The following is a 26,231-nucleotide window of genomic DNA, read 5'->3' as shown; positions in this document are numbered from 1 at the left end:
TCGTACGAGCAGCCACCGCGGATGCAGTATCTGCGGCACCAGCTTTCCGGCGAGTGCCCCGTTCGCGGACAAGTTCTCGTAGCCTGCCCCTCTAGTCCGATCCGAGGACCGCACGATGACCGAACCCAATTCGGAGCCCCACAGCTTCGAGCCTTATGTATTTCCCGGTGCTGACCGTCCAGAACGTCCCCGCCCAGTGCTGGGCAAGATCGTGGCCTGGATATCTGTTGCCATCGGCGTTCTGTTTCTGTTCGCCTCACTTGTCGACATCTCGTTTGCCGGCCTCGTTGCGGGCGCGTGCATCACTGCCGCCGGTGCGCTCTACGTTTTCGGAAAGCCCTCACGTGGTCGGGTTCCATGGGCAACCCCGGCCGTTGCGGCACTACCCGCATTGGTAGCTTTCTCGATCATTACCCCGCCGCCCGCGTCGGATGAGGTGGGCAGCTCACAGGCCTTTCCTGCCCCAGCGGTGGCCCAGGTGACAACCTCGACGCCTAGCCCCAGGACCACGAGCGCTCTTCGCTCGACCACGACCAGTCCGACCACGATTAGTCCGATCACAACGATTGCACCAAGCACTGTCGTTCCGCCAGTGCCGGAAACTATCTACGCTCGACCTCCGGTGCCGACGACAACGCAGTACGTCCAGGCTCCGGCACCTGTGTACGTTGCCGAGCCGGAGCCGGTCTTCGTTCCGCCCGCGCCCTTGGTCGCGGTACCCGATGCCCCTTCCGCTGTCAGCTACGCGAATTGCACCGCAGTCCGGGCAGCAGGAGCGGCACCGATCTATGCCGGCGAGCCGGGATACAGCTCGAAGCTCGATCGCGACGGAGACGGCGTGGCTTGCGAAACCTAAAGCGCAGCTGGGCTTTCCGTACATAAAGTGTCGATCACCAAACGTTTGTCGACACGGGGGCGGTCCGGAACCGCCATTCTTGTCGTACCCCATCGATACTGTCCTTCTCGTCAGCCGGATTCGGCCGCCTGACGAGAGGGAAGGCGTCATCGTGACGGACAATCGCAAGATCGACCTTCAAGACTCCATCGACGAAGCGTGGTCGTTGTATGCCGAAGAATTGATGTCGTTCGTGTCGGACATGCCGAGCCGTGGAACCCTTACGCTCACTGCGGAATCCGGACTCGATCGCGGTGACGGGGACAGCCCGTGGATCGCAGTCCAGGCCGAACACGACGGCACCATCGCCTGCACTGCCGTTCTCGCCAGCTATCTCTACGAGGGTGTGGAACCGCCTGCCGGTGACGACGCTGCACTGATGGCTCTGGGGTGGGTCACGCCGGCGACGCATACCGACGTCGGCCAGCTCGTCAGCCGCTCGATGAACAGCCATCGCGACAATGCCGATGAGCTGTCGCGTTCGATCGTCCGTGCGTTCCGTGAGGTCTGGAATGTCGCGCATCCGGCGTTTCTGTCGGCTGCAACAGAAGGCGAAAGTGGTCGACAGTTCCGAACTGCCGTCGATTGCCGCACAGTCGATGCCACGGCAGTGATCCCCCTCGACCTCGATCATCTACGTGCCCTCATCGTCCAGACTGTCGAAATTCACTTCGATCTTGCGCGAGAGTCGAATGGAGACATTCGGATAGACGGGTTCGCACTCCCCGTGCACGTTTGCTTCGATCACGACGCGACGTCGGTCCGCGTACATGCACCGCTGGTGACCGGAGTGTCACAATCTGCGACGCTGTCGCGGATGATGTCCTCGCTCACCAGCAGATGGAAGAACATCACCTTCGTCGTGGCCGGTGATCAACTGTTCGCGGGTATTTCGATCGATACGCGGACCTTCATCCCCCGCCAATTGACTGTGCAGCTCTATCGATTCGGGCATTTCCTCGAAGGTATCGACACACCGTTCGCTCTTCGTGTCGGTGGGACGGTCTTCGATCCGACTCATCGCCACGAAGATCCGCATCCACCGGTGTCGTGGTCTGACGACGGAGGAACACTCGGCACGCTCCGCGCAGCCTGCGAATTGACCGGTGGTCCAGTAGATTCCGTCACAGTAGACACCCTGTGCCGACGCCAGGATGTCGGGGAGCTGGTTCAGCGCGCACAGTGGATGGCCCAGCGCTTCCGCGATCACGCACATCGACTCGGAGACGACCGACGCGTACGTGCAGCCGTCCTATGCGACTCGTTCGCGCTGAGCTGGACCTATGTTGCCGAGAGTATGCGTCGAACGCATCGGCCTACGCGACAGCTCACTCCCCGACCTGAGCAGATTAGCCTCTTCGATTCGCTCGAAGAACCTGGACTGTTCGATATGCAGTAGCCCAGCAAAGATAACTCAACAGTGCGCTAACCTGGAAGGGTGGCTACTCAGGATCATCCCGACACCCCACTGACGGATTATCCGCGGCCGTCGGTTGCCGTCGATGTCGCAGTGCTGACGGTACGAGAGAACACGCTGTGCGTCGTCGCTGTACCGTCACCTCGGGGTCGTGCGCTACCCGGAACCTTCCTACATCCGGGTGAGCGACTGGCAGACGCCGCCGAACGCGCCCTTCGCTCCAAGGCAAGCCTCAGCGGCCTGTCGTTTCATCAGATCGGGATGTTCGACGAGCCGGACCGAGACGATCGTGGATGGGTGTTGTCCATGGCGCACGGCGCAGCAGTGGCCTATGAAAAACTAGGCACCGCAGTCGATCTCGTCGAAATTAGCAATGGATCGCCGACCTCTGAACTCGCATTCGATCACAACGCTATGGCGGCGCTGTCGTTGGTAGATCTGCGCGAGCGATACGGTTCGAAGGTGGACCCGGCCCACCTACTCGGGTCCACCTTCACCTTGCTCGAGCTCAGGAGACTCTACGAGGTCGTCTACGACAAGGAGCTTCCCAAAGACACCTTCAGGCGGCATGTCGCGGGTGCGCTGATCGGCACCGGCGATTCGTCGACCACGGGCGTCGGCAGGCCTGCCGAGCTGTATCGCAGAAACCCTGACGCTCGGCTGCCCGAGTCCGCTGCGGCCCTCTTCAGAAGCTGAGGCCCGGCGTGGGGTCAGCTCAGCAACCGGGTTGTCAGCTTTGCTCCCCGTGCGGAAAAGGCCACCACCGACACCACCTCGACTCGAGTGTATGCACCGACGATCGCTGCAAGCTGTTGCGCTATCGCATCTTCCAGCGGCCAACCGTACGATCCCCCGGAGATCAACGGAAAGGCCACAGTTCGTGCACCGAGCGAATCAGCGACTGCGAGACTGCGTATGTACGCAGCCCGCAAGATGCCGGAGCGATCCTCGTGTGCCGAATAGCGCGGACCCACCGCGTGAATTACCCACTTGGCCGGCAAGAGACCTGCCGTCGTGGCTACTGCCCCACCGGCTGCAAGACCGTTGGGTAGGGACGTATTCCGCAGAACCTTGCACGCAGCAAGCACGTCCGGCCCACCTGCTCGGTGGATGGCGCCGTCCACGCCTCCCCCACCGAGCAGCGCCGAGTTCGCCGCATTGACGATGGCGTCTACGCGCACTCTGGTGATATCGCCTTCGATGACATCGATGATCGTCATGGCGTGCCTCCTGAATTAGCCACGATCTCGTCGGCAATCGCGACGAGATCGTCAGCTGTGAGTTGGGGATATCCATGGAGCATCGCCCGCCAACGCGTCGGCACAGCCGACGCGCCCCATTTGGCACCTAGCAGTCCGCCCGCAATTGCTGCAGTCGTGTCGGTGTCGCCACCGGCAAGAACGCACAATTCGAGGGCTTGGACAAGGTGCTGTGGTCCGCCCTGGTCTGCTCTCACAATCGCCCACCATGCAGTCTGCAGCGCGTGGACGACCCAGCCGTTGTTGGGAAAGTCCGACGGTTCACCATGCTCCGCCTCGTCGAGCAGCGGCCCCCAAAATGCTGCCGATTCCGCAGAGTCGACCCATAGCCGAATGCCGTCGAAGTTTCCTTCGAGCACGGCATGGCGGATCGCGAACGACCACATCTGACACGCTTGGGTGGCGCGAGGGTCGAAGTGTGTCAGAGCGCTGATTGCGGCGGCGGCCTCGACACACTTCGTTGCACTGTCGAGGTAGCGGAGTGCGACTGGGGCTGTGCGCATCAACGAGCCGTTTCCACCTGTCCTGCCGGTGAGTGCACCTGCACACCTGGTCGTCTCGGAGGCGCTTGCACTACGGTGTCGCAGCACCGCCCGCGTTTGGTTGCCGATATCTGCTGGTTTCGTGTCGTACCAGGCGAGGAAGTTCGCGGCGACGGCGTCGAGGCCGTCGCCGGTGCCGACGTCTGCGCCCTTTCGTGACGCCAGAGCGATGGCAGCGGCCATCGACGTGTCGTCGGTCCATTCCCCCGGGGCCCAATCGAATGTTCCGCCACCGACCATGTCGACGGTGGTGCCCGGTTCTGGGTGAGTGAATTCGTACCCAGCGCCGAGCGCATCTCCTGCGGCAGTGCCCAGTAGCACGCCTGCGGCGCGATCGGCTTGTAGCGGCGTAACTTTCACGTGCAACTCCCTTAGCTCGATTCTGCGCTTACATTAGCGCATAAATGCGCTAAACGTAAAATCGAAGCAATGAGCCCGGCAGCAGTGACAGCAAGTCAACGAGGGCGCTTCCATTTACTGATACGGCGAGTTACATTAACTCTCACCTTCCGAACGAACCAAGGAGCAGCGATGACACTTTCGTCAGCACCGCGCACGCGATCGGCCGACACCGACGCGGAGACCGAAAAGTACAACGAGGCGCTCCGACTGCTGTCCGAAGGATCAGTGGACAAGCATTTCGATCCGTACGTGGACATCGACTGGGATTCTCGCGAGTTCGAAGTTACCAAAAACGACCGCCGATGGATACTTCCGGCCACAACCGACGCGATCGGCGGCCACGCCTGGTACCAAGCCCTGCCGGAAGACCGACAAATCGCTATCGGCATGTGGCGCCAAGCCAACATCGCCAAAGTCGGATTGCAGTTCGAGAACATTCTCATTCGCGGGATGATGCAGTACGTATTCTCACTGCCGAACGGCTCTCCTGAGGCTCGCTACTGCACCCACGAGTCGATCGAGGAGTGCAATCACACCCTCATGTTCCAAGAGATGGTCAACCGCATCGATGCAGACGTGCCAGGTATGAACCGTCCGATGAAGTTGATCTCCCCGATCATTCCATTGTTCTCGACGCTGCTGCCCGAGCTGTTCTTCGTCGGGGTCCTCGCCGGCGAGGAGCCGATCGACCACATCCAAAAGGCGTTTCTACGATCGGGTGAAAACATTCATCCGATCATGCAGAGCGTCATGGTCATTCACGTCGCGGAAGAAGCGCGTCACATTTCGTTCGCGCACCAGCTGTTGCGCCGCCGGGTGCCGCAGATGTCCAGGCTCGGACGCTTCTTGTTGTCGTTGGCATTCCCCATCACCATGCGAATCCTATGCGATGTCATCGCCATTCCACCGAAGAAGTTCTGGCAGAAGTTCGACATCCCGAAGTACGTCAAGGACGACTTGTTCTGGGGCACCGAACAATCCCAGCACAGGTTGCAGGACTATTTCGGCGACGTTCGCATGCTGGCCACTGACACCGGCATGATGAATCGCTCGGCAAAACTACTGTGGAAGGCGTGCGGAATCGACGGCAGAGCGTCGCGCTACCGCAGCGAACCCGATCGCAGCTCTGGCCACTTCGCAGCTTGAGCCTCGAGTTCACTTCTCTCCACTGCCGGGTCGCCAGTCAGGAAGTCCATGCCCCACATCGTTACTCAGTCGTGCTGTAGTGATGCGTCATGCGTCTACGCGTGCCCGGTCAACTGCATTCACCCGACGCCGGATGAGCCTGACTTCCTGACGGCCGAGATGCTGCATATCGATCCGTCGTCGTGCGTCGACTGTGGCGCGTGTATCTCGGCGTGTCCGGTGGATGCAATCGTGCCGAAAGCCAAACTCACCGACGCGCAGTTGCCGTTCCTGCAGATCAACGCCGATTTCTACAAGCAGGATCGGCCTGCGCGTCCGTTGCTTGCGCCGGTCTCACCGGCTCCGACGGTCACCAGGGAACGTCAGCCGCTTCGCGTGGCTATCGTCGGGTCGGGACCTTCGGCGATGTACGCAGCGGACGAACTCCTCACCCAACCTGGAGTGAAGGTCGACGTCTATGACCGACTTACCCGCCCGCACGGCCTGGCACGGTTGGGCGTAGCGCCGGACCACGAAAAGACCCGTCAGGTTTCTCGACTGTTCGACACCATCGCTGCGCAGCCTGGATTCCGGTTCCATCTCGGTGTCGAGGTGGGAGCGGATATTACGCACCATCAGCTATTGGATCAGCATCATGCCGTGATCTACGCAGTCGGTGCATCTTCGGATCGGGAGTTGACGATTCCCGGTGCCAAGCTTGCCGGTCGTGGGTCGGCCACCGACTTCGTCGCCTGGTACAACGGTCACCCCGATCATGCCGATCGCCACTACGACCTGTCCCACAAACGGGCGATCGTCATCGGCAATGGCAACGTTGCCCTCGACGTAGCCCGAATCCTGACGATCGATCCCGAACGGCTCGTCGGCACGAACGTGCCCCAACACGCGCTGAAAGCATTGCGAGAGTCCAACATCGAAGAGGTACTGGTGGTCGGCCGGCGGGGCGTCGCACAGTCGGCTTTCACAGTTCCGGAGTTCGCCGGCCTACTCGGCACCCCGGGGGTGGACGTTTCGATTCGTCGCGACGAGATTGTGCTCGACGCAGCCACGGTAGCACTGACCGAAACCGACGAGCTCCCGCATGCAGTCGTTCAGAAATTGCGCCTGCTGCACAGACTCGAAGACTCGGAGGGAAGAGACGGTAAGCGAATCGTGCTGCGCTATCTCCTCTCCCCTAGGCGAATTCTCGGTGATGCGGCAGTTGCCGGCGTCGAGTTCGATCGAATGACGCTCGACGCCGGCATCGGCGGCAGGGTTCGGAGCGTAGCGACGGGTGAAGTCGAGACCGTCGATACCGGCCTGGTGTTGACGTCGATCGGCTACCGCGGCGTGGCGATCGAAGGTGTGCCGTTCGACGAACAGGCGGGAATCATTCCCAACGACGATGGCCGCGTCCTCGAAACGGCGGGCGGTGCAAGGTTTCCCGGAACCTATGTCACCGGCTGGATCAAACGCGGGCCGTCAGGATTCATCGGTACCAACAAGTCCTGCGCACAGGGAACCGTGTCTAACCTGGTCGCCGACTTCAACAGCGGGAAGCTCGCCGACATCGACTTTCCTGCGCCCCTGAAACGGCGCAGGTGGCTGCGCCGCCTCTGACGATCCGACCAAGCTCAGGTAATCCCGTGATGCAGTTCGGCGACGTCGGGGTGCGCTCGCGTACGCGACTTCCACGCATTGGCACCATAGGTGTCGAAGATCGGATTGTTCGGATCTGCTTCGACCCCTTTGGAATTCGCCGCCATCTCTTCGGGCAAGGTCACGATCGGAATGACGGCGTCCAGTGCGGGGCTGAGAAAGAACGGGATCGAAACGCGGTCAGCGCCCGCTTCGGGTGCCTGCACTCGATGTCGCGTCGCACGCAGATAGCCTTGCGTCGCGACTTCGAGAAGCTCGCCGATGTTGACGATGAATGCGTCGTCGACGGGAGGTACGTCGATCCACTCGCCCACCTCGATTTCGACCTGCAATCCCACCGAGTCCGGTTCGACGAGGAGGAGAGTAAGAACGCCGGAATCCTTGTGCGCGCCGACGCCCTGTGGATTGTCGGAGCTTCCGGGGTACCGGACGATCTTGATCAACGACGCTGGACTGTCTGCGAACGCGTCGTCGAACACGTCCTCGGAAGCGCCGAGTGCCACCGCCCAATGCCGCAGGACCCGCAACCCGAGCTGGGACATGGTCGCTTCCCAGGATTCGAACGCGGGCTCGAGGGCTGGGAGTGCAGAGGGCCAAAGGTTCGGTCCCTGGAGATTCCAGTAGCCCACGGCGCCGTCGATGACGGGCCGTTCGGGGCCGATGTCTATCTGCTCACGCCAGTCGACTTCTCCGTTGGTCAGCTCGCCCCCGAGGCGTGAGTAACCGCGAAAATGTGGGCTCTTCAGTTGTGAGATCTCGTCTTTCTCCTCCGGTGCGAGGGCGAAGAACGAGCGAGCGAGCCGAAGGACTTCCTCGCTGCGAGCGGTAGGCACACCGTGGCCCACCAGGTAGAAGAAGCCGAATCGGTGTGCAGCATCCAGCAAGGCGGCCCGGAAGCCGTCCGGATCGGTATCGACGAGTGACAGATCGAGAACGGGAAGCATGCATCCCATTATCGACGCATCGGCCCGCTCTGTCAGGCGCTCGATGCCTGCCGCGCCTCTTCGACGAGAAAGTCACCCATGTCGGCACTGTGGGTCATCTCCCAGTAGTCGACGATCCGCCAGGGCAATGTCGATACCACCCGTCCAGCGTCGTTTCGGTACCAGTTGTCCATGCCCGGGTGCGTCCAGATCATGCGCGAGTGCGCCTCGTCATGGCGTCGCACGTAGTCTTCTTCGACTTCGGGCTTGCACTCGACAGAACCGATTCGGTTGTCCGACATGTATTTCAGGACATCCACGATGTAGCGGACCTGACATTCCGCGATGGTGATGTAGCTACCGCCGTGCCCGAGGACGGTACCGGGCCCGCAGGTCAGGAAGAGATTGGGGAAGTCCGGCACGGTGATGCCGAGGTGCGCATGGGCGTCCTCGGAACCCCACCCGTCGCTGATCGATCTACCGGAGCGACCTCGCACGTCGATCGGCGTCAACAACTTGTGCGTCTCGAAGCCGGTGGCCAGGATCACGACATCGACCTCGACCTCGGTCCCGTGCTGTCCCCGCACGGTGTCTGGACCGATCGAGGCGACTCCTTCGGCCACGAGGGTGACGTTGTCACGGCGAAGGGCAGTGAACCACCCGTTGTCCAGCAACATGCGCTTACCGAACGGCGGATAGTCCGGCAGCGACTTCTCGATCAGATCCGGCCGGCCTTCGAGCGCGTTTTCCAGGTATCGGGTGAATACTCGGCGGTGCGCGTCGTTGATCGCGTTGACCGACTGTGCGGGGTTCTCCCACTCCGGATCGACCTGCAGCGACGGGTGGACGCGGTCGTTGAAGTTCCATGCGAGCCGCGCTCGGTACCAGAGCCGATACAGCGGAACGGTCTCCATCAGGTAGCTGACGTCGTCGACGATGGGGGCGAAATAGACGTCACTGGACGCGACCCACTGCGGCGAGCGCTGGAACACTGTCGCGTGACCGACCGTCGAGGCGATTGCGGGAAGTACCTGCATGGCGCTGGCGCCGGTACCGATGATGGCCACGCGTTTGCCGGTCAGATCGAGCCCCTCGGGCCACTCTGCGGTGTGGAAGATCGGTCCACGGAACGCGTCGAGCCCCGGGATCGGAGGGACCTTCGCTTTGTTGAGTTGGCCGGTGGCGGTGATGACCACATCTGCGGTCAGGACTTCGCCGCTCGTCGTGGTGACGGTCCATCGTTGCCGCGCCGAGTCGTACACGGATGTGGAGACCTCGGTATCGAATCGGATTCGGTCTCGAAGATCGTGGTCGGCAGCTACATCACTGAGGTACTGCCAGACCTCGTCACGCTTGCCGAAGTGTGTGCTCCACGACCGTGGAGCAAAAGAGTAGGAATAGAGGTGGCTAGGTGTGTCGACACCCGCCCCTGGATAAGTGTTCTCGTACCAGCCGCCACCCACATCGGAATTCTTCTCCAGCACAACATGATCGATTCCGGCTTCACGTAGCTTGATGGCCGCGAGCATCCCGGAAACGCCTGCCCCGATGACTATGACCGACAGGCTACTTGCCGTGACCACCTGTTCGTCGGCAGCAACAAATCCCATGTCCTCGGCGATCATCGACGCGAATTCCGGTGGCACCGACTCACCTACCGCGGCGCTGATCATCTCTACCAGTTGATCGTTGGACGGCGATGGAAGTGCGGGCGGCGTACCGTTCGTCCACTCGAAGATGGCGTCGAGCGCGGCAGCCCTGATCCTCTGCGCGACTTCGGGTGCAAACCCACCGGCATCGTTGTCGTCCATGCCACGGCTGCGGGTCGGCAGGTAGGGGTCCTCCAGCCAGACGTGGTCACCGGTGAGTTGGTAGAGCACTGCGACCAGGCTCGGCATGTTTGCCGAGTCGAGCGCCCGAGCCAGTCGGTCGAGGTCGGCAGAATTCGCAGATGCAGACATGAAAACCCTCTTTCAGCGCCCGAGGAGAGCGGACTTCTTAAAAACTAACCACAGTTAGGCGAATATCCGCAAGCACATCTCCAAATCCGCACCAGGAGTAAAGTCAGCACTTGACAATGTGGCATACACCACACAATGCTTCAGGCCTTACCTAACAGCGGACAGGCGAAGGGGATTCGATATGGAGCTCACCGAGGCTATGCGCACGACCGGAACCTGTCGGAGGTATCTCAGCGATCCGGTCCCCGACGAGGTGTTCAGAAAGGCCTTCGACGTCGCCCGCTTCGGACCCCAGGGTGGCAACCGTCAGCCTGTGCGATGGATCGTCGTCCGCGAGCAGGCTCGCAAGCAGGCCCTCGCCGACCTGTATCTGCCGATGTGGGAAGCCTACTTCTCCGGAATCACCGGTGGAACGGTCGCCGTCGGTGCCCTCCCGAAAACAGTGCAGGACGCCGACTTCTTCGCCCGCCACCTGGCCGAAGTACCCGCAATCGTCGTCGTGTGCGCGGCAGTGGACGGACTGCACCCCACCGATCACGAACTCGGCAGACTCTCCGTCGTCGGCGGCGCTTCGATCTACCCGACTGTGCAGAACCTGTGCCTGACACTGCGAGATCAAGGCGTGGCCACCGCGGTGACCACGCTGTTGTGCGCAGAAGAACCCAAGGTACGCGAACTACTCGAAATCCCCGAGGGCTACATCACCGCCGCTCACATCGCCGTCGGATACCCTGAGCGGCCGTTTCCCAAGAAGCTCACCCGCGATCCCGTCGAGCAGATCGTCGCCCTCGAAACGTTCACTCAGCCGATGTTCGGCGTTGCCATGTCCCCCGCGCTCTGAGCCGACCGAACATTCCAGGAGACACAGTGACCGGCACAGCCCAGCATCACCGTTCGTTGATCGGCCGCGCCACCATCGGCGACCAACTTCGTCGACATGCGCGAACGCAGCCGAACAAGACCGCGTTCATCAGCTACCGATCCGACGGCACGCGCCTGGTCACCACATACGGAGAGCTCGACGCACACGCGAATCGATTCGCCAATGTGCTCCTCGATCTCGGGGTACGACACGGTGACCGAGTCGCGTCCATGGCACGCAACAGTGTCGACGTGGTCATCGCCTACTACGGCACACTCAAGATCGGTGCCGCATTCACCGGCATCAACGTCATGTATCGATCAGCAGAAGTGCGGCACCAGCTCGAACACGCAGAGCCAACGGTGGTGGTAGCCGATGTCGAGTTCGCCGACACGGTCGCCGACGTCAAACCGGAGTCGACGACGCTCATCACGTTCGGCGCGCACTACGAGGAGTTGACGGCGCAGACGCCGTCGTCCGACCCCGAAGTCGACATGGACGAGAACGACGTCGCCATGGTCATCTACACCTCCGGCACCGAGGCCGCACCGAAAGGTGTGATGATTCCGCATCGCAACTTCCTCATCTCCACGGCGCCCGCGTGGAGTTGGGGTCTGCGGACCGGACCCGAGGACACCTGGCTGTTCGTCATGCCGTTCCACACCATCGCAGGCCTCGGATCGATGACAACGCTGACGCTCATGGGTGCCACGCTCGTTTTGCCGGCAACCGTCGACCCGGCGCTCTCGCTGCAGATCATCGCCGACGAGAAGATCTCGGTCATCGCCCAAACTCCGACGTTCTACATGGCCCTCGCTCGCGACTCCACTTTCGGCAGCACCGCCGTCGGGCAGGTCCGGCGCTGCCTCACCTATGGTGGACAGGTCTCACCGCACACCATCGAGTCGTGGGCGAGTGCGGCACCGGGGGCGATCTGGGGTACGTATTGGGGGCAGTCCGAACTTTCTCAACTGGGTTCGGTCGGCTGGTTTTCCACTCTCGACGACATTCCCGGTGGGGACGCGTCGTGGATCGGTAAGCCGGTCACGCACCTGGAGATCAAGGTCGTCGACGCCGAGGGCAACAACGCTGAGATCGGCGAATTGGTATGTCGCACTCCATCGGTGATGCTCGGTTACTTCAAGGACGAGGAACGAACCGCCGAAGTCTTTCGCGGCGGCTGGGTACACACCGGCGATATGGTGCGCGTCGACGCTGATGGAAATCTGTTCTTCTACGATCGCATGAAGGACATGATCAAGACCGGGGGAATGAATGTATCTTCGCAAGAGGTCGAACGGGCCATTCACGCACACCCGGAGGTGCTGCGGGCAGCCGTCGTCGGAGTGCCCGATCCCTATTGGTCAGAGGCAGTGACTGCATTCGTTATCGCGCGCAAGGGGTGCACCCCCGATCCGCAAGCCATTATCGAGCACTGCCGGATCGAACTGGCGACCTACAAGGCTCCGAAATCCGTGCACATCGTCGAAGCATTACCAGTCGATGCGCAGGGCAAGATCCTCAAGAGGAACCTCCGGACCATGGCCACCACAGCGGAGGAGCCGGTATGACCGCAGCCGATCGAGAAGCCGTCGTTCCACGCCAAATCCGAACGCAGCGTCGCCGCGAGGACATCGCGTCGAAAGCGGCTGAGATCTTTGCGCGCGACGGGTACGCCAACGTCGGCATGCGTGACATCGCCGACGCAGTCGGGATCCGCGGAGCAAGCTTGTACCACCACTTCGAGTCCAAGGAAGACATCCTCTTCGCGGTCTGCCTTACCGTCACCCAGGAGCCCTGCGAAGAGAATCTCCCCCTGCTCGACGCACCGGGCACGCCCACCGAACGATTGGCCTCGATGGTGCGGGCACATCTGGTACATCTCAACCTCCGACGCGTCGAATACATCGTCGGACTCCACGAGCTGGCTTCGCTGACGGTGGAACACCGAGCGACGATCGAGGACTATCGGCGTCGCTACCAACGACGCGTGCACGAGGTCATTGCCGCCGGTATGCACACCGGGGAGTTCACGGTGTCCGATGCCCGCGTAGCTGCCTTCGCGGTGACGGACATGCTGAACGGAATCAGCAACTGGTTCAATGACGGAGGGGATCTGAGCATCGAAGATGTCGCAGACACCTATGTCGATCTCGCGGTGCACCGACTTCTCGGTGCGCCGGGCAATGATTGACGGCGACTGGGACCCGGGCTTCGGTCTGGTTCGCGATGCGTTGGCGGACGGCATCGACTCGGGTGCGGAAATCGGTGCCTCGGTCGTCGTCGATATCGACGGTCACCGCGTCGTCGACATCTGGGGTGGCCACTGCGATTCCGCTCGCACTCGTCCGTGGGTTCGAGACACGATCACCAATGTCTGGTCGACGACCAAGACGGTCACCAACCTCGCCGCATTGATGCTGATGGATCGCGGACTCCTGGACCCCTATGCGCCGGTTGCGAAGTATTGGCCCGAGTTCGAGGCCAACGGCAAACACGACATCGAGGTGCGGCACCTGCTGTCGCACACATCCGGCGTCTCAGGCTGGGACGCCCCGTTCACCACCGAGAACATGTACGACTGGGAGTCGGCCACTACTCAATTGGCTGCGCAAGCGCCGTGGTGGGATTCGCGCACCACGTCCGGGTACCACGCCGCGACGCAAGGACATCTCGTCGGCGAACTCGTACGCCGAACAGCTGGTAAGACGTTGACGCAGTTCGTCGCCGAAGATATCGCGCGCCCACTCGGCGCCGACTTCCAGATCGGTGCTCACGAGCAGGACTGGAAACGCATCGCCGCCGTCGTGCCGCCACCTGAAAGCACTTCGTCGAAGATTCCCGACCCGTCGAAGGTGCGACGCCGAACCTTCCTGGGCCCGCTGATCAACGCCGAGTCCGCCAACACCGCGCCGTGGCGCCGCGCCGAACTGGGTGCGCTCAACGGTCACGGAAATGCTCGCTCCACCGCAACGATTTTGTCCGCGCTCTCACTCGGCGGAACGGTCGACGGTGTACGGCTGCTCGGACGCGACGCTGTGGAGCTTGCGTTCGACGAGCAGAGTAGCGGGGTCGATTTGGCATTGGGTGTGCCGCTTCGTTTCGGGGTCGGCTTCGCGCTGCCCCAGATGGAGACAGTTCCTTACATTCCTGACGAGAAGATATGTTTCTGGGGCGGATGGGGTGGGTCACTGGTCGTCATGCATCCCGAGAGCGGAATGACGTTCTCTTACATGATGAATCGCATGGGTGAGGGGATCATCGGATCCGATCGAGCCGAGCACTATCTACAGGCTACGTACGGCGCGCTGGGCGCAAGCTCATGAGAAGGAACTCGACGAGTCGAGAAGAAATGGACGAGACGCGATGACCGTCATCAGCACCGACAAGGATGAGAAGCACCTCGCCTTCACGATCGTTGCCGAGTTCGACGCGACACTCGAACGCGTCTGGCAAATCTGGGCAGACCCACGCAAGCTCGAACTGTGGTGGGCTTCGAGTACTTCGCCGGCGACGTTCGAGACCCATGAATTCGAACCAGGCGGAGTTGCCCACTACTACGTGCTGGGTTCTCTCGGGCAGAAAGTTCGGGGGCGGTGGTCGATCACAGCAATCGCCGCACCGCGAACCTTGCACTTCGACGACGGGTTTGCCGACTCGAATTGGGAACCCATCGAAGATATGGGCACCGCACATGCTCTCGTCGACCTGGTCGATCTCGGCGGTCGGACGCGGATGACTACGACGATGACCTTCGATAACGCAGATCAAATGCAACCGATGGCTGAGATGAAGATGGATGAGGACTTGGTGACAGCGATGTGCCAAATCGACGGAATCCTCGCGGAGCCGCTCATCTCGTAGAACGCCGGGCGGGCATGGTGTTCCACTCGCGACCGGATTGCGCGGGAATCCGCTTGCTCTGCGCGCAAGTGGTACGTCCTGCTCACACTCCATGTGAGAATCTCCAGCATGACCGAGAACACGCATCACCGACTGAACTACATCGAGTTCTCCGTGACCGATCTGCCTGGTGCCCAAGCGTTCTACCGCACCGCATTCGGCTGGGATTTCAATAACTACCGCCCCGGATACGCAGGGATTGTCGGTGCTGACGGCAATGAAGTGGGCGGCCTGGCGCTGGTGGACGAACCTGCACCGCGGGGCGGCCCACTCGTACTCTTGTATTCCGATGACCTCGATGCAACGTTGGAGTCCGTACGTACAGCCGGCGGTGCCCTGCTGCAGGGCCCGTACGAATTTCCCGGTGGTCGACGCTTCCACTTCACCGATCCCAGCGGCAACGAACTCGGAGTCTGGGGCCCATGACTCGCATCGGGGCTATCCGCGATACAAATTCGAATCCTCGGGCACTACAAAGACCAGATCGGCTCGATCACGCTCCCCTGCAACGATATTGGAGTTGGGAAGATCCACTCGTGCGGTCCATGCACGTGCATCGGCGAGCGCTTTTCCGTAACGACGCTGTCTACTGATCAATCGTTCGGTAAGGATGTTCTGCGCGACGTCGAGATACCAGACCTCGTCGAGTACCGGTCGAACACACTGCCATCCCCCGTCCGCGCACAGTAGGTAGTTACCTTCGGTGATGATCAAAGCAGTGCTGCGCACAATCGGCACAGCTGATCCGACCGATTCCTCCGATCCGCGATCGAATCGGGGTGCATAGACCACCTCGGAGTCCTGCTCGCGTAGCCGCCCGAGCAATGCGACGTACCCGTCCACATCGAACGTGTCGGGCGCCCCTTTGCGGTCGCGCCTGGAGAGCCTGGTCAGCTCACTGTTCGCAAGGTGAAATCCGTCCATTTCGACGATAGCGGCCCTCGCTCCGAGCACCTCGCCGAGAGCCCTACAGACCGTCGACTTTCCTGAGCCGGGAGGACCGGTCATGCCCAGAATCTTTCGTTCGCCGGAGCTGATCGAGTCGCGAGTTCGCTCGACCATGTACTCGAGCATTCGATCGAACGACTCTGCGCGATACACCGGTTGTTGCTTACTCACTCCAGAACTTTCCTCTCGGGCGCGCACACCACCGGCGTAATACCGCTTGTGCATCCATCATGCCCTGCACCGCCGGCACCACCTTTCGGCTCTCCGTTGAAACTGCTCATCAACCGCGACCGTGCCGTGGAGATCGTCAACCGAAAGTTTTGCTCTGCCTCCTGCGGAAACAGGACTGCGGTCGCGGCCTATCGCGCCAGGCAAGGCGATTCTCGCGATCGTTCGAGCCCGAGCTTCCTATCGAAGTAGATTTCTTCTCCCCTGATGTCGATCGATTCTCGACCCGTTCGACGTATAGGTAGAGGGACCGAAGAGGACGTCCCCGCAGCGGAGGAGAACCGAAATGAAATACATGCTGATCATGCGCACCACCGACGAAGCCATCGAAGCCTCCAAGGACATGGACTTCGCCGAGATCATCAACGCCATGGGTGCGTACAACGAGTCGCTCCTGAAGGCAGGCGTCCTCCTTGCCGGTGAAGGGTTAGCGGGGCCGGAAGAGGGCTTCATCGTCGACTTCGACGCCGAGACTCCGATCATCTCCGACGGGCCGTACGGAGAGACCAAAGAGTTGTTCTCGGGATTCTGGATCATCCAGACCTCTTCGAAGGAGGAGGCAGTCGAATGGGCCGAGCGCTGCCCGCTCGGCCCCGGCGTGAAGCTCGAGGTCCGTCGCGTCACCGAGATGAAAGAGTTCGATCAGAGCAACGAATACATCCAGAAGGAAGCAGGTTGGCGTGAAGAACTCGGCACCGATCGACCTGTTTCTTCCTGACACATGAGCGAAGATGTTCGACGCGAAGTCGAGGCGGTGTGCGGATCGAGTCGGCGAAAATTCTTGCGACGCTGACCCGAACTGTCGGCGATCTCGATCTTGCCGAGGATCTTGCCGGACAGGCTCTGCTCGAAGCTGTGGAGCAGTGGCCGATTTCGGGCGTTCCCCGCAACCCTGCCGCATGGCTGACGTCGGTAGCGAGAAGGCGGGCGATCGACGGATGGCGCCGAAAAGATCGACTCGACGAGCGATATGCGCACTTTGCCCACGAGTTGGAGAACAGCGCCTCGATTGTCGAAAACGAACCGTGGGATCCCGACCGTATCGACGACGACATCCTGCGGCTGATCTTCGTTGCGTGCCATCCGGTTCTTAATCGAAATGCGCAAGTAGCGTTGACACTTCGAATAGTCGGTGGGCTGACGACCGAGGAGATCGCGAAGGCGCTTCTGATATCGACAGCGACCGTTCAGCAGCGCATCGTGCGGGCCAAGAAAACGCTCACCGCAGCGAAGGCTGCATTCGAGGTGCCGGAGCGCGAGGAGTTTGCCCGCAGGCTGGGCGGGGTCCTCAGCGTTGTGTATCTGGTGTTCAACGAGGGTTACGCGGCCAGACTGGGTGAGGAGTGGATGCGCACCGATCTCAGCAACGAAGCGCTGCGGTTGGCACGCATCCTCGCCGAACTGGTTCCGTAAGAACCCGAAGTGCATGGCCTGGTTGCGCTTATGGAATTAACTGCGTCACGGTTCGGTGCCCGCACCGACCCCGACGGTGTGCCGACTCTGTTGTCCGAGCAGAACCGCACCAGGTGGGATCGCGGGCAGATCACCAGAGGCCTGACGTCGCTTGCACGCGCCGACGCTATCGGGCGTGGTCGCGGCCCGTACAGCCTGCAGGCAGGGATCGCGGAATGCCACGCCGTCGCAGCGACTTTCGCCGATACCGACTTAAATCGAATCGTGTTGCTGTACGAGGCATTACAGCAGCTGGCACCCTCGCCGGTCGTCGATCTCAATCTTGCGGCAGCTGTCTCGATGGCCTACGGCCCGGTCATTGGCCTGGAGTACGTCGACAAGCTCGTCAGTGCGGGGACGCTCTCCGGCTACCATCTGCTGCCGAGTGTGCGAGGAGACCTTCTTGCCCAAGTCGGTCGAATCGACGAAGCACGCATCGAATTGCTCGAAGCCGCAAGGTTGGCGGGCAACGAGCGTGAGCGGAAGGTGCTGATCGCCAAGGCCGCCGGACTTGGAAGTACCCAGCGGTGATTGGGCGGGCACCGGCGCCACGACATCGAAACTTCAGCTCGGATACTATGGCGCACAGCATAGTACCGAACACACTCCTGGGAGCCCTATGACCGACCCGCACCCCTTCGACGACGCGTTGACACTGGAAGCCGTCCGCGACGGCGTAGTTCGAGGTCGCACGTCCACTGCATACAAAAACATGGTCGGACCGTTCGGCGGTCTCACCGCGGCAACGCTGATTCGTGCCGTCGAAAAACATCCCGATCGGCTCGGCGAACCGATTTCGATCACGATCAACTTCGCCGGCCCCGTTTCCGACGGCGAATTCGAGATTTCCACTCGTGCCGTGCGCACCAACCGCAGCAATCAGCACTGGTATCTGGAACTTTCGCAGGACGGCGTGGTCGCCACCACCGCAACGGCCGTGTTCGGGACACGTCGGGAAACCTGGAACGACGTCGAGGCATCTCTCCCGGCTGCACCGGCACCGTCCGATCTCGAAGCCGGCGGTTTCCCGGACTTCATCGCCTGGGCGAAGAACTACGAAATGCATTTCGCTGCAGGCAGACTCAGCGAGGAGGAAACAGTCGACTCGACGGCGACATTGTGGGTACGCGACGCTCCCCCGCGCCCACTCGATTTCGCGTCGCTGACCTCGATGTGCGACATCTTCTATCCGCGCGTGTTTCAGCGTCGAGGGAAGTTCGTTCCGGCCGGGACGATTACACTCACCATCCATTACTTCGCGACGGCCGCAGATCTCGCAACGCAGGCCGAAGGTCGTCTGCTCGGCACGGCGCATTCGCGACGGTTCAACCAGGGGTATTTCGATCAGTCGGCCGAACTCTGGGGTACCGACGGCCACCTGCTCGCGACCAGCCATCAGGTCGTCTACTACAAGGACTGACGGTTTTGCACACTATCGCGCGGTATCGACGGGATCCCGTCGATACCGCGCGATAGTGTGCAAAACGGGTTCCTACTACGCCATTTGAACGCCGGCGATTTCTTTTACTCCGCCCTTGCCGTCGAAGGACAGTTGCCGGAACGCGACCTTTTCGACGAAAAACCTGTCGTGGCTCACGAGAATCACCGCTCCCGGGAACGCCATCAATGCCCGCTCGAGTACCTGGGTGCTCTGCAGGTCGAGGTGGTTGGTCGGCTCGTCGAGCACGATCACACCGGCACCGAACAGCAGGCACTGCGCCAACGCCACACGCGCTTTCTGCCCACCGGACAGCACGCCGATTCGTGTTTTGAGGTCCATTTCGGAGAACTGCAGCAATGTCAGAAAGCGGTTGACTTCCTTCTTCGTCGCCGTCAAGGCCAGACTGTCGGGCATTGCGTTGACCGAATGGGTGACAGTGTCATCGAGATCGAGGTCGGCGAGCACCTGGTTGTAATAGATGAACGACGGCGCCTTGGTCTTCCATTTGATCTTTCCGCTGTCCGGCTTTTCCGAACCGGTGATGATATCGACCAACGTAGTCTTGCCACAGCCGTTCGGCCCGGTGATGGCGATACGGTCTCCGCGGTGAACAGTGAACGACACATTGTCGAAGAGTTGTTGGTCGCCATAGCTTTTCGAGATTCCTGAAACTTCGGCCAAGTTGTCGTGCACATGAAGTCCGCCGTAGATCGCGGAGACTACGGTGTCCACTGGACGCGGAGATTTACTCTTCTTGATGTTCGCGAGACGTCGCTTGAGCACACCGCTCGGGTTTTTGACAGCTTCTTTTCGGTCGCTGATCGCCTCTTGTTCGTAGGCCAGCAATTGCTGTTCGTTGCTGAACTCGCGTTCGAGGTTCTTGAGCCGAAACTGTTTTTGCTGAACGTAATCCGAGTAGCTGCCTTCATACGTTTGCAGGTGGTGGTTCTCGATCTCGACGATGCCGGTGACGACCTGCTCGAGGAATGCACGGTCGTGTGAGACGACGAGCAGTGCGCCACGGAAGTCACGCAACCACCGCTCGAGCCAGGCGATGCCTGCGACATCGAGGAAGTTGGTCGGCTCGTCGAGCAGCAACACATCCGGGGCTTCGATCAGAATCTTGGCCAACGCTGCTCTGTTTCGCCAACCGCCGGACAACCTGTCCACCGGCATTTCGCGGCGTTCGGCGTTGAATCCGAGCATCGAGAGCACGGTGTCGATTTCCTGGTGGTACGTCCAGCCGCCCTTGTGCTCCATCAGGTCCAGCAGTTCGGCCTGACGGTCGACGAGACGGTACATCTCCTTCTCGTCGAGGTCTCCCCCGAGCTTGCCCTCGACCTCGGCGAGTTCGAGTTCGATCGCGTGAACCTCGGTGAACAGCAATTCCAATTCGGCTTGGATGCTGCGCTCGCCGTCGAGTTCGGAGAACTGTGAAAAGTAGCCGATCCGCGCGCCCTCGGTGACGTCGACAGTGCCCGAGTCCGGGGTCTCACGACCGAGCAACAGCTGCAGAAGGGTAGTCTTGCCGGTTCCGTTGCGACCGATCAGTCCGATGCGGTCACCGTCTGCGAGGCGGAAGAAGACCTCGCGCAGCATCACTTTCTGGTCGTATCCCTTGGCAACGTCGTTCAAGCGGATCCAGCTCAACGAAAAAACAACTCCTGGGGATACGGGGTCCGGTTCAGTGTTGAACCAGCCCGCCCACTGTACCGGGCGGAGCGCAGTGAGCTGCTGCGACGTCGGCGCTGGTCTCCGTTCTGTCAGACCTTTTCTGCCACGATCCGCCAGTTGAGGTCCGCGATCTTCGCGCGCTCGGCCTGGTTCCAGGCCTCACCTCCGGTCTGCAGCAGTTCGAGCGACTCTTCGACCCATGGCGACGCGACCTTCATTTTTTCCAGGACGCGAACTGCCTTACGTCCGCGGCGAATCAGGTTGGCTTTCTCATCACACAGGGGCCAGGCCTCGCTCTTCGACGGAGCCGACAGCACGATCCGGAAGCCTGCTCGTTCGAGGGCCGCACACACATCTGCCGGGTACATGGACCGAGTCGCTGCCAGCGTGGGCAGGAACAGCTTGTGCAGCGCGACGTGTTCTTCGTTGTCCCAGACGAAGTAGGGCGTCAGCAGGTACTCCGAGCAGGCATAGCGGCCGCCGGGCTTGAGGACCCGGTACATCTCCTGGGCGTGGGCATCGAGCTCGTCCTTCTTGAAGAACGGCCAGACTGCCTGGACGGAGAAGCGGCCGTCGAAGGACTCGGACTCGTAGTCGAGAGGCTTGTTGTGATCTCCGAACTCGAAATGCAGCCGATCGCTCATGCCACACCGGGCCGCCCATTCGTCGGCATTTTCGAGCTGATTGGGATCGATGTTGTAGCCCGAGACCTGCCCTCCGGTGAGCGTGGCCAGGTGGTGCGCGATTCGACCGCGACCACACCCCATCTCGAGCAGATGGGAATGGGCGGCGTCCTTCAGCGCAAACTCCTTCAGGAGCGCCTTCTCGAGCAGGATCTGGTTGCCGTAGAGCCCTTGCTCTCCATCGAGCATCGGCGGGATGTAGAGCTTCTCCAAGTCGAACACAGACAGCATGTTGTTTGAGGACCTTGTAGTAGTCCGCGACGGCCTTGGTCTCGTCAGCTGTTTCTGTCGGTTCACCAGCTTGCATGCGCTCGAAGAACTGAAATGCGTCGATGGCCGACTATTTGTCCTCGTCCGAGAGAGTCGCGAGCCTCTCGATCCCCGTTGCTGCGGTCTTGATCCGGTACCAGTCCACTTGTACGCCTTTCGAAGTCGGCAATCCTCGACGTCAAACTAGTACACGTTCTAGTTCTTCATGTCCGAATTGGAACATCACTGAAGTGGCACTCGAATCCGTCAGCCCCGGGACGCCGCTGTGAGCGTGCCGTCCGGGGGCGTGACGACGGCGGGCGGGCGCCCGGAGAGTAGGTCGAGGACCGCTTTGGGGCGGGCCAACCACTCGCGCGCATAGTTCCGGACGACCGCCAGCCAGTTGCATTCGCACTCGGCATCGATCCCGTGCGTATCGATGCCTGCGTCCCGGCACAGTGTGACGGCACGTGACACGTGCAGACCCTGGCTGACAATCAGTGCGCGGCTCACGCCGAACGTGTCCGAGGCACGGGCGCAGGTGTCGAAGGTATCGAGACCGTAGTCATCTCCGACGATCTTGTCGCGATCGACTCCGGCGTCGACGAGATACTTCGTCATCGCCGCGATCTCGTTGCCCGAGCGACCGTGTGCGTCGCCGGAAACCAGAATCGCCCGTGCTCTACCCGACTCGTAGACCTCGATGGCGGCGTCGAGGCGTCCAGTGAGAAACTTCATCGGCTTGCCGTCTCGGACTTGCGAGCCGAGCACGATGACCACCGGCGCATCCGGGGCGTCCGCGACGTCGTGAACACGGCCGAACGACACTGCAGCGACCCAGGCGGCCGATGCCAGGACGAGAGCGAGGACCACTCCGATCGCCGCGATGACCGCACGAATCATCGTGCGGCGAAACGTTTTCGATCGCCGTTCGTTGTTCGCCCTGCTCACCCGACTCCGATCGTCACTGCGCACGTGATGTCTCACGTATACCGAAGCCAACCTACCTTGCCAGGATCGGGACGCTTCCCTTCCGAAAGCCGAGAGATCCGGCGTGCGGCGAATGTAGCTACCATCGGCGTACATGGAACCGAAGAGCTACACCTCCGGAGAGCGGGTATTCGGACCACCCCGCGGAACCTTCGACGCAGATTGGGCAGCAACAGCACTGCGCTCGAACCGCCCGGAGCTCGACTTTGCGACATCGGTACGGGCCGTCGAACAGGCGTGGGATCTCCTGCGAACCCGCGATCTCCGAGGCGCCGAACTGGCGAACGCGCTCGATATGGAACCCGATCTCGCTTCGGCGGTGGCGGCCGTCGCCACCGAGATCGCAGAGTTCTACCTCGATCGGTCCTAGCGCGGAGACAAGTCCGTGCTCGAACTTGCGTCGGAAATTCGCCCCGTAGGTGGTTCGTCCGGCGAAGTAGGTACTGTGCATACTGTGATGTACGGCACATGCCGCGGTGTCGTCGTTCGAATCCGAGGAGTGAAAAGTTTCGTGAAGAGCACCATGCAGGACACACCGCTGTCGATCGGTCAACTCGTTCGATTCGGCACCACGATTCACTCCGCCGCCGAGGTGACCACCTGGGGCGACGACGGCCCGACGACGGTCACTTTTGGTGATTTGGGCAGGCGTGCAGCACAACTCGCACATGCGCTGCGCTCCATCGGCATCGACGGAGACCAGCGCGTAGCGACATTCATGTGGAACAACGCCGCGCACATGGAGGCGTACATGGCGGTGCCCGCCATGGGCGCAGTGCTGCACACGCTCAACATCAGGCTCTTCCCGGAGCAGCTCACCTATATCGCCGAACACGCTGAAGATCAGGTCATCATCGCCGACGCGAGCCTGCTACCACTGCTCACGCCGCTGCTTCCCACGATGTCGACCGTGCGCCATCTGATCGTCGTCGGCGCAGACTCGTCGGCCGTGCAGGCGCCGGCGAGCATGACAGTGCACGGTTACGAGGACTTTCTGTCCGGCCACCCGGAAGAGTTCGACTGGCCCGAACTCGACGAACGATCCGCTGCGGCAATGTGTTACACCTCGGGAACCACCGGAGACCCCAAGGGGGTCGTGTATTCGCATCGCTCGATTTGGTTGCATTCGATGCAGGCATGCATGACCGACGCAATGGCGATTGCGCAGTCCGACAAGGTACTTGCGATCGTCCCGATGTTCCACGCCATGTCCTGGGGGCTCCCCTACGCGGCACTGATGGTGGGTGCCTCGCTGATCATGCCGGACAAGTATCTACAGCCCGCACCTCTGGCCGAGATGATTTCCACTCTGCGCCCCACTGCCGCCGCCGCCGTTCCGACGATCTGGCAGGCACTGCACTCCTACCTGACCGAGCACCCCGCCGATCTGTCGAGCCTGCGCGACGTGGTGGTCGGTGGGAGCGCCTGCCCGCCGAGCCTGATGCGCGCGTTCCACGACGAGTACGGCGTTCACATCACCCAGGCCTGGGGCATGACCGAGACCTCTCCGCTCGGCACCTCCGGCCGGCCCGACGCCGGACTTTCCCCCGAGGACGAGTTCGATCTTCGGTGCACGCAAGGTCGATTCGTGGCCGCCGTCCGTGCCCGACTCGTCGACGATGCCGGGAAGGAACTGCCGTGGGACGGCAAGCAGGTCGGCGAACTCGAGGTCCGCGGTCCATGGATCACGGCCAGCTACTACCGCGGCGATGCCGCCGACAAGTTCGACGACGGCTGGCTCAGGACCGGCGACGTCGGCACCATTTCTTCGGGTGGATTCCTGCGGCTGACGGACCGATCGAAGGACATCATCAAGTCCGGTGGCGAATGGATCTCCTCGGTCGAGTTGGAGAACCAGGTGATGGAACATCCTGCCGTGCGCGAGGCCGCCGTCATCGGTGTTCCTGATCAGAAGTGGGACGAGCGTCCACTGGTTGCCGTAGTCGTGCGCGACGGCGAAAAGATTTCGGCCGAGGAACTACAGGAGTTCCTTGCCGGCCGGGTCGCCCACTGGCAGCTTCCGGAACGCTGGACATTCATCGAGGAAGTACCCAAGACGAGCGTCGGAAAGTACGACAAGAAGCGGCTGCGCAGCACCCACGCGGACGGCAAGCTCGACGTCGTAGAGCTGTCCTAGATCAGTCGTAGAGCGATCTATCGTCATCGACGGCAGATCGCTCTACGACCCTTGAAACGGATCAGACGATTCCGAGCGCGATCATCGCGTCGGCGACCTTGATGAAGCCTGCGATATTCGCACCGTGGACGTAGTCGCCGGGCTTGCCGTACTCCTCCGCGGTTTCGATCGTCCGGTGATGGATGCCGCGCATGATCGCCGCGAGCCGCTCGTCGGTGTACTCGAAGCTCCATGAGTCGCGGGATGCGTTCTGTTGCATTTCGAGAGCGGAGGTAGCGACACCGCCCGCATTGGCGGCCTTGCCCGGCGCGAAGGCAACAGCTGCGTCGCGGAACACCTGAGCTGCTGCGGGGGTGGTAGGCATGTTGGCGCCTTCGGCCACGACCTTGACACCGTTCGCGACGAGAGTATTGGCTGCGTCCTCGTCGAGTTCGTTCTGAGTTGCCGACGGCATGGCGACGTCGCAGGGCACGTCCCAGATCGAACCTGCCTCGGTGAACGTCGCTCCCGCGACAGTGTCGCAATAGGTGCCGATACGCTCGCGTCGTACCTCTTTGATGTCCTTCAGAAGTTCGAGGTCGATGCCGTTGGGATCGACGATGTATCCGGAGGAGTCCGAACACGCGACAACTTTGCCGCCGAGCTGGTGCACCTTCTCGATCGCATAGACCGCGACGTTCCCGGAACCGGACACGACCACAGTCTTGCCGTCGAGGGAAGTTCCGAGCGCTTCGAGCATGTCGGCGACGAAGTATGCGACGCCGTAACCGGTGGCTTCACGCCGAACCTGGGAACCGCCCCAGGAGGTTCCCTTGCCGGTGAGCACCGCTGATTCGTACGAGTTGGTCAGACGCTTGTACTGGCCGAACAAGTAACCGATCTCGCGGCCGCCGACACCGATGTCTCCGGCAGGCACATCGGTGTACTCGCCGATGTGGCGATGCAGCTCGGTCATGAACGACTGGCAGAACCGCATCACCTCGGCTTCGGACCGACCCTTGGGGTCGAAGTCCGATCCGCCCTTGCCGCCACCGATAGGAAGACCGGTGAGGGCGTTCTTGAAGATCTGCTCGAATCCCAGGAACTTGACGATCCCCAGGTTGACAGTGGAATGAAAGCGCAGGCCGCCCTTGTAGGGTCCGAGCGCGCTGTTGTACTGCACCCGGAATCCGCGGTTGACATGTACCGATCCCGAGTCGTCGACCCAGGGAACCCTGAAGATGATCTGCCGTTCCGGCTCGCACAGACGCTCGATGAGTCCGGATTCGGCGTATTCCGGGCGGCGATCGATGACGACCTTGAGCGAGTCGAACACCTCGGCGGCCGCCTGATGAAACTCGGGCTCGCCGGCGTTGCGCGTCAGGACTTGCTCGTAAATCGTTTCGATCTGGTCACGCGTGGACACGCACTTGCCTCCTGGGTGAGAAATACGAAACATGACGGTAACAACCAGACCTATCTCGTGGCGATCCCGGTTACCT

25 protein-coding genes and 1 pseudogene are annotated in these 26,231 nt (G+C 61.4%); 17 read left to right on the top strand and 9 right to left on the bottom strand.

What is annotated here, in order from left to right:
* The first annotated feature begins 115 nt into the window (after positions 1 to 115).
* The 3 genes from BJI47_RS10760 (at position 116) to BJI47_RS10750 (ending at position 3,008) form a co-directional block, all read left to right on the top strand.
* Positions 116 to 856 carry an excalibur calcium-binding domain-containing protein gene (locus tag BJI47_RS10760; RefSeq protein ID WP_088943715.1) on the top strand — a complete coding sequence of 247 codons (741 nt, stop codon included), beginning with the start codon at positions 116 to 118 and terminating at the stop codon, positions 854 to 856.
* Between the two features lie 151 nt (positions 857 to 1,007).
* Positions 1,008 to 2,294 (top strand): hypothetical protein, encoded by a 1,287-nt coding sequence (locus BJI47_RS10755; protein WP_088943773.1) that lies wholly within the window; start codon positions 1,008 to 1,010, stop codon positions 2,292 to 2,294.
* 39 nt (positions 2,295 to 2,333) lie between these two features.
* Positions 2,334 to 3,008, top strand: a complete 675-nt coding sequence (locus BJI47_RS10750; protein WP_088943714.1) for an NUDIX hydrolase — start codon at positions 2,334 to 2,336, stop codon at positions 3,006 to 3,008.
* Between the two features lie 14 nt (positions 3,009 to 3,022).
* Here the strand turns inward: BJI47_RS10750 and BJI47_RS10745 are convergent, their stop codons facing one another.
* Together BJI47_RS10745 and BJI47_RS10740 are read right to left on the bottom strand one after the other, a co-directional pair.
* Entirely contained in the window at positions 3,023 to 3,532 is a 510-nt protein-coding gene (locus tag BJI47_RS10745; RefSeq protein ID WP_088943713.1) for an O-acetyl-ADP-ribose deacetylase, read from the bottom strand.
* The gene (locus BJI47_RS10740; protein ID WP_088943712.1) at positions 3,529 to 4,473 is read right to left on the bottom strand and encodes an ADP-ribosylglycohydrolase family protein; all 945 of its coding nucleotides are present in this window, start codon (positions 4,471 to 4,473) and stop codon (positions 3,529 to 3,531) included. The genes BJI47_RS10745 and BJI47_RS10740 overlap by 4 nt, the downstream gene beginning before the upstream one ends.
* A 171-nt stretch (positions 4,474 to 4,644) precedes the next feature.
* Here BJI47_RS10740 and BJI47_RS10735 point away from each other — a divergent pair, with 171 nt between their 5' ends.
* Both BJI47_RS10735 and BJI47_RS10730 read left to right on the top strand, forming a co-directional pair.
* Positions 4,645 to 5,661, top strand: coding sequence for a diiron oxygenase (locus tag BJI47_RS10735; RefSeq protein WP_088943711.1), 1,017 nt, complete (start codon positions 4,645 to 4,647; stop codon positions 5,659 to 5,661).
* A 48-nt stretch (positions 5,662 to 5,709) separates the two neighbouring features.
* Positions 5,710 to 7,260 carry an FAD-dependent oxidoreductase gene (locus BJI47_RS10730; RefSeq protein WP_176224797.1) on the top strand — a complete coding sequence of 517 codons (1,551 nt, stop codon included), beginning with the start codon at positions 5,710 to 5,712 and terminating at the stop codon, positions 7,258 to 7,260.
* A gap of 14 nt (positions 7,261 to 7,274) precedes the next feature.
* Here BJI47_RS10730 and BJI47_RS10725 read toward each other — a convergent pair whose 3' ends face one another.
* The gene (locus BJI47_RS10725) at positions 7,275 to 8,243 is read right to left on the bottom strand and encodes an isopenicillin N synthase family oxygenase (RefSeq protein WP_176224796.1); all 969 of its coding nucleotides are present in this window, start codon (positions 8,241 to 8,243) and stop codon (positions 7,275 to 7,277) included.
* A 32-nt stretch (positions 8,244 to 8,275) separates the two neighbouring features.
* Positions 8,276 to 10,183 (bottom strand): NAD(P)/FAD-dependent oxidoreductase, encoded by a 1,908-nt coding sequence (locus BJI47_RS10720; protein ID WP_088943708.1) that lies wholly within the window; start codon positions 10,181 to 10,183, stop codon positions 8,276 to 8,278.
* A 181-nt stretch (positions 10,184 to 10,364) separates the two neighbouring features.
* Between BJI47_RS10720 and BJI47_RS10715 the strand changes: the two genes are divergently transcribed.
* From BJI47_RS10715 to BJI47_RS10690, 6 genes are all read left to right on the top strand, one after another.
* Positions 10,365 to 11,024, top strand: coding sequence for a nitroreductase family protein (locus BJI47_RS10715; RefSeq protein ID WP_088943707.1), 660 nt, complete (start codon positions 10,365 to 10,367; stop codon positions 11,022 to 11,024).
* A 26-nt stretch (positions 11,025 to 11,050) separates the two neighbouring features.
* Positions 11,051 to 12,616: a class I adenylate-forming enzyme family protein gene (locus BJI47_RS10710; RefSeq protein ID WP_088943706.1), complete on the top strand. Its 1,566-nt coding sequence runs from the start codon at positions 11,051 to 11,053 to the stop codon at positions 12,614 to 12,616.
* Positions 12,613 to 13,239 carry a TetR/AcrR family transcriptional regulator gene (locus tag BJI47_RS10705; RefSeq protein ID WP_088943705.1) on the top strand — a complete coding sequence of 209 codons (627 nt, stop codon included), beginning with the start codon at positions 12,613 to 12,615 and terminating at the stop codon, positions 13,237 to 13,239. The genes BJI47_RS10710 and BJI47_RS10705 overlap by 4 nt, the downstream gene beginning before the upstream one ends.
* Positions 13,232 to 14,371: a serine hydrolase domain-containing protein gene (locus tag BJI47_RS10700; protein WP_088943772.1), complete on the top strand. Its 1,140-nt coding sequence runs from the start codon at positions 13,232 to 13,234 to the stop codon at positions 14,369 to 14,371. Before BJI47_RS10705 ends, BJI47_RS10700 begins: the two co-directional genes overlap by 8 nt.
* A gap of 40 nt (positions 14,372 to 14,411) precedes the next feature.
* Positions 14,412 to 14,909, top strand: a complete 498-nt coding sequence (locus BJI47_RS10695; protein WP_088943704.1) for an SRPBCC domain-containing protein — start codon at positions 14,412 to 14,414, stop codon at positions 14,907 to 14,909.
* Between the two features lie 108 nt (positions 14,910 to 15,017).
* The gene (locus tag BJI47_RS10690; RefSeq protein WP_088943703.1) at positions 15,018 to 15,374 is read left to right on the top strand and encodes a VOC family protein; all 357 of its coding nucleotides are present in this window, start codon (positions 15,018 to 15,020) and stop codon (positions 15,372 to 15,374) included.
* Positions 15,375 to 15,386: 12 nt separating this feature from the next.
* Here the strand turns inward: BJI47_RS10690 and BJI47_RS10685 are convergent, their stop codons facing one another.
* Positions 15,387 to 16,067 carry a nucleoside/nucleotide kinase family protein gene (locus BJI47_RS10685; RefSeq protein ID WP_254900511.1) on the bottom strand — a complete coding sequence of 227 codons (681 nt, stop codon included), beginning with the start codon at positions 16,065 to 16,067 and terminating at the stop codon, positions 15,387 to 15,389.
* Between the two features lie 48 nt (positions 16,068 to 16,115).
* Here BJI47_RS10685 and BJI47_RS24970 point away from each other — a divergent pair, with 48 nt between their 5' ends.
* From BJI47_RS24970 to BJI47_RS10670, 4 genes and pseudogenes are all read left to right on the top strand, one after another.
* Entirely contained in the window at positions 16,116 to 16,316 is a 201-nt protein-coding gene (locus tag BJI47_RS24970) for a CGNR zinc finger domain-containing protein (protein ID WP_368655885.1), read from the top strand.
* A gap of 94 nt (positions 16,317 to 16,410) precedes the next feature.
* Positions 16,411 to 16,842, top strand: coding sequence for a YciI family protein (locus tag BJI47_RS10680; RefSeq protein WP_088943702.1), 432 nt, complete (start codon positions 16,411 to 16,413; stop codon positions 16,840 to 16,842).
* A gap of 3 nt (positions 16,843 to 16,845) precedes the next feature.
* Positions 16,846 to 18,107: pseudogene (locus BJI47_RS10675) on the top strand (RNA polymerase sigma factor).
* A gap of 88 nt (positions 18,108 to 18,195) precedes the next feature.
* Complete coding sequence (locus tag BJI47_RS10670) at positions 18,196 to 18,996, top strand: acyl-CoA thioesterase II (RefSeq protein ID WP_088943701.1); 801 nt, start codon at positions 18,196 to 18,198, stop codon at positions 18,994 to 18,996.
* A gap of 75 nt (positions 18,997 to 19,071) precedes the next feature.
* Here BJI47_RS10670 and BJI47_RS10665 read toward each other — a convergent pair whose 3' ends face one another.
* The 3 genes from BJI47_RS10665 to BJI47_RS10655 all read right to left on the bottom strand — a co-directional run bounded on the left by BJI47_RS10665 (position 19,072) and on the right by BJI47_RS10655 (position 22,526).
* Positions 19,072 to 20,667, bottom strand: coding sequence for an ABC-F family ATP-binding cassette domain-containing protein (locus BJI47_RS10665; RefSeq protein ID WP_254900510.1), 1,596 nt, complete (start codon positions 20,665 to 20,667; stop codon positions 19,072 to 19,074).
* 113 nt (positions 20,668 to 20,780) lie between these two features.
* Positions 20,781 to 21,605: a class I SAM-dependent methyltransferase gene (locus BJI47_RS10660; protein WP_217808526.1), complete on the bottom strand. Its 825-nt coding sequence runs from the start codon at positions 21,603 to 21,605 to the stop codon at positions 20,781 to 20,783.
* A 285-nt stretch (positions 21,606 to 21,890) separates the two neighbouring features.
* Complete coding sequence (locus BJI47_RS10655) at positions 21,891 to 22,526, bottom strand: vancomycin high temperature exclusion protein (RefSeq protein WP_088943699.1); 636 nt, start codon at positions 22,524 to 22,526, stop codon at positions 21,891 to 21,893.
* Positions 22,527 to 22,707: 181 nt separating this feature from the next.
* Between BJI47_RS10655 and BJI47_RS10650 the strand changes: the two genes are divergently transcribed.
* Positions 22,708 to 22,983, top strand: coding sequence for a hypothetical protein (locus BJI47_RS10650; RefSeq protein ID WP_088943698.1), 276 nt, complete (start codon positions 22,708 to 22,710; stop codon positions 22,981 to 22,983).
* Positions 22,984 to 23,124: 141 nt separating this feature from the next.
* Positions 23,125 to 24,750, top strand: coding sequence for a long-chain fatty acid--CoA ligase (locus tag BJI47_RS10645; RefSeq protein WP_088943770.1), 1,626 nt, complete (start codon positions 23,125 to 23,127; stop codon positions 24,748 to 24,750).
* A gap of 61 nt (positions 24,751 to 24,811) precedes the next feature.
* Here the strand turns inward: BJI47_RS10645 and gdhA are convergent, their stop codons facing one another.
* Entirely contained in the window at positions 24,812 to 26,155 is a 1,344-nt protein-coding gene (gdhA, locus tag BJI47_RS10640) for an NADP-specific glutamate dehydrogenase (protein ID WP_088943697.1), read from the bottom strand.
* Positions 26,156 to 26,231: the final 76 nt, after the last annotated feature.

Source organism: Rhodococcus sp. 1168 (assembly GCF_002091955.1).
GTDB lineage: Bacteria > Actinomycetota > Actinomycetes > Mycobacteriales > Mycobacteriaceae > Rhodococcoides.
The sequence above is the reverse complement of the archived record's forward strand: the minus strand, read 5'-3'. Positions and strand labels throughout refer to the sequence as shown.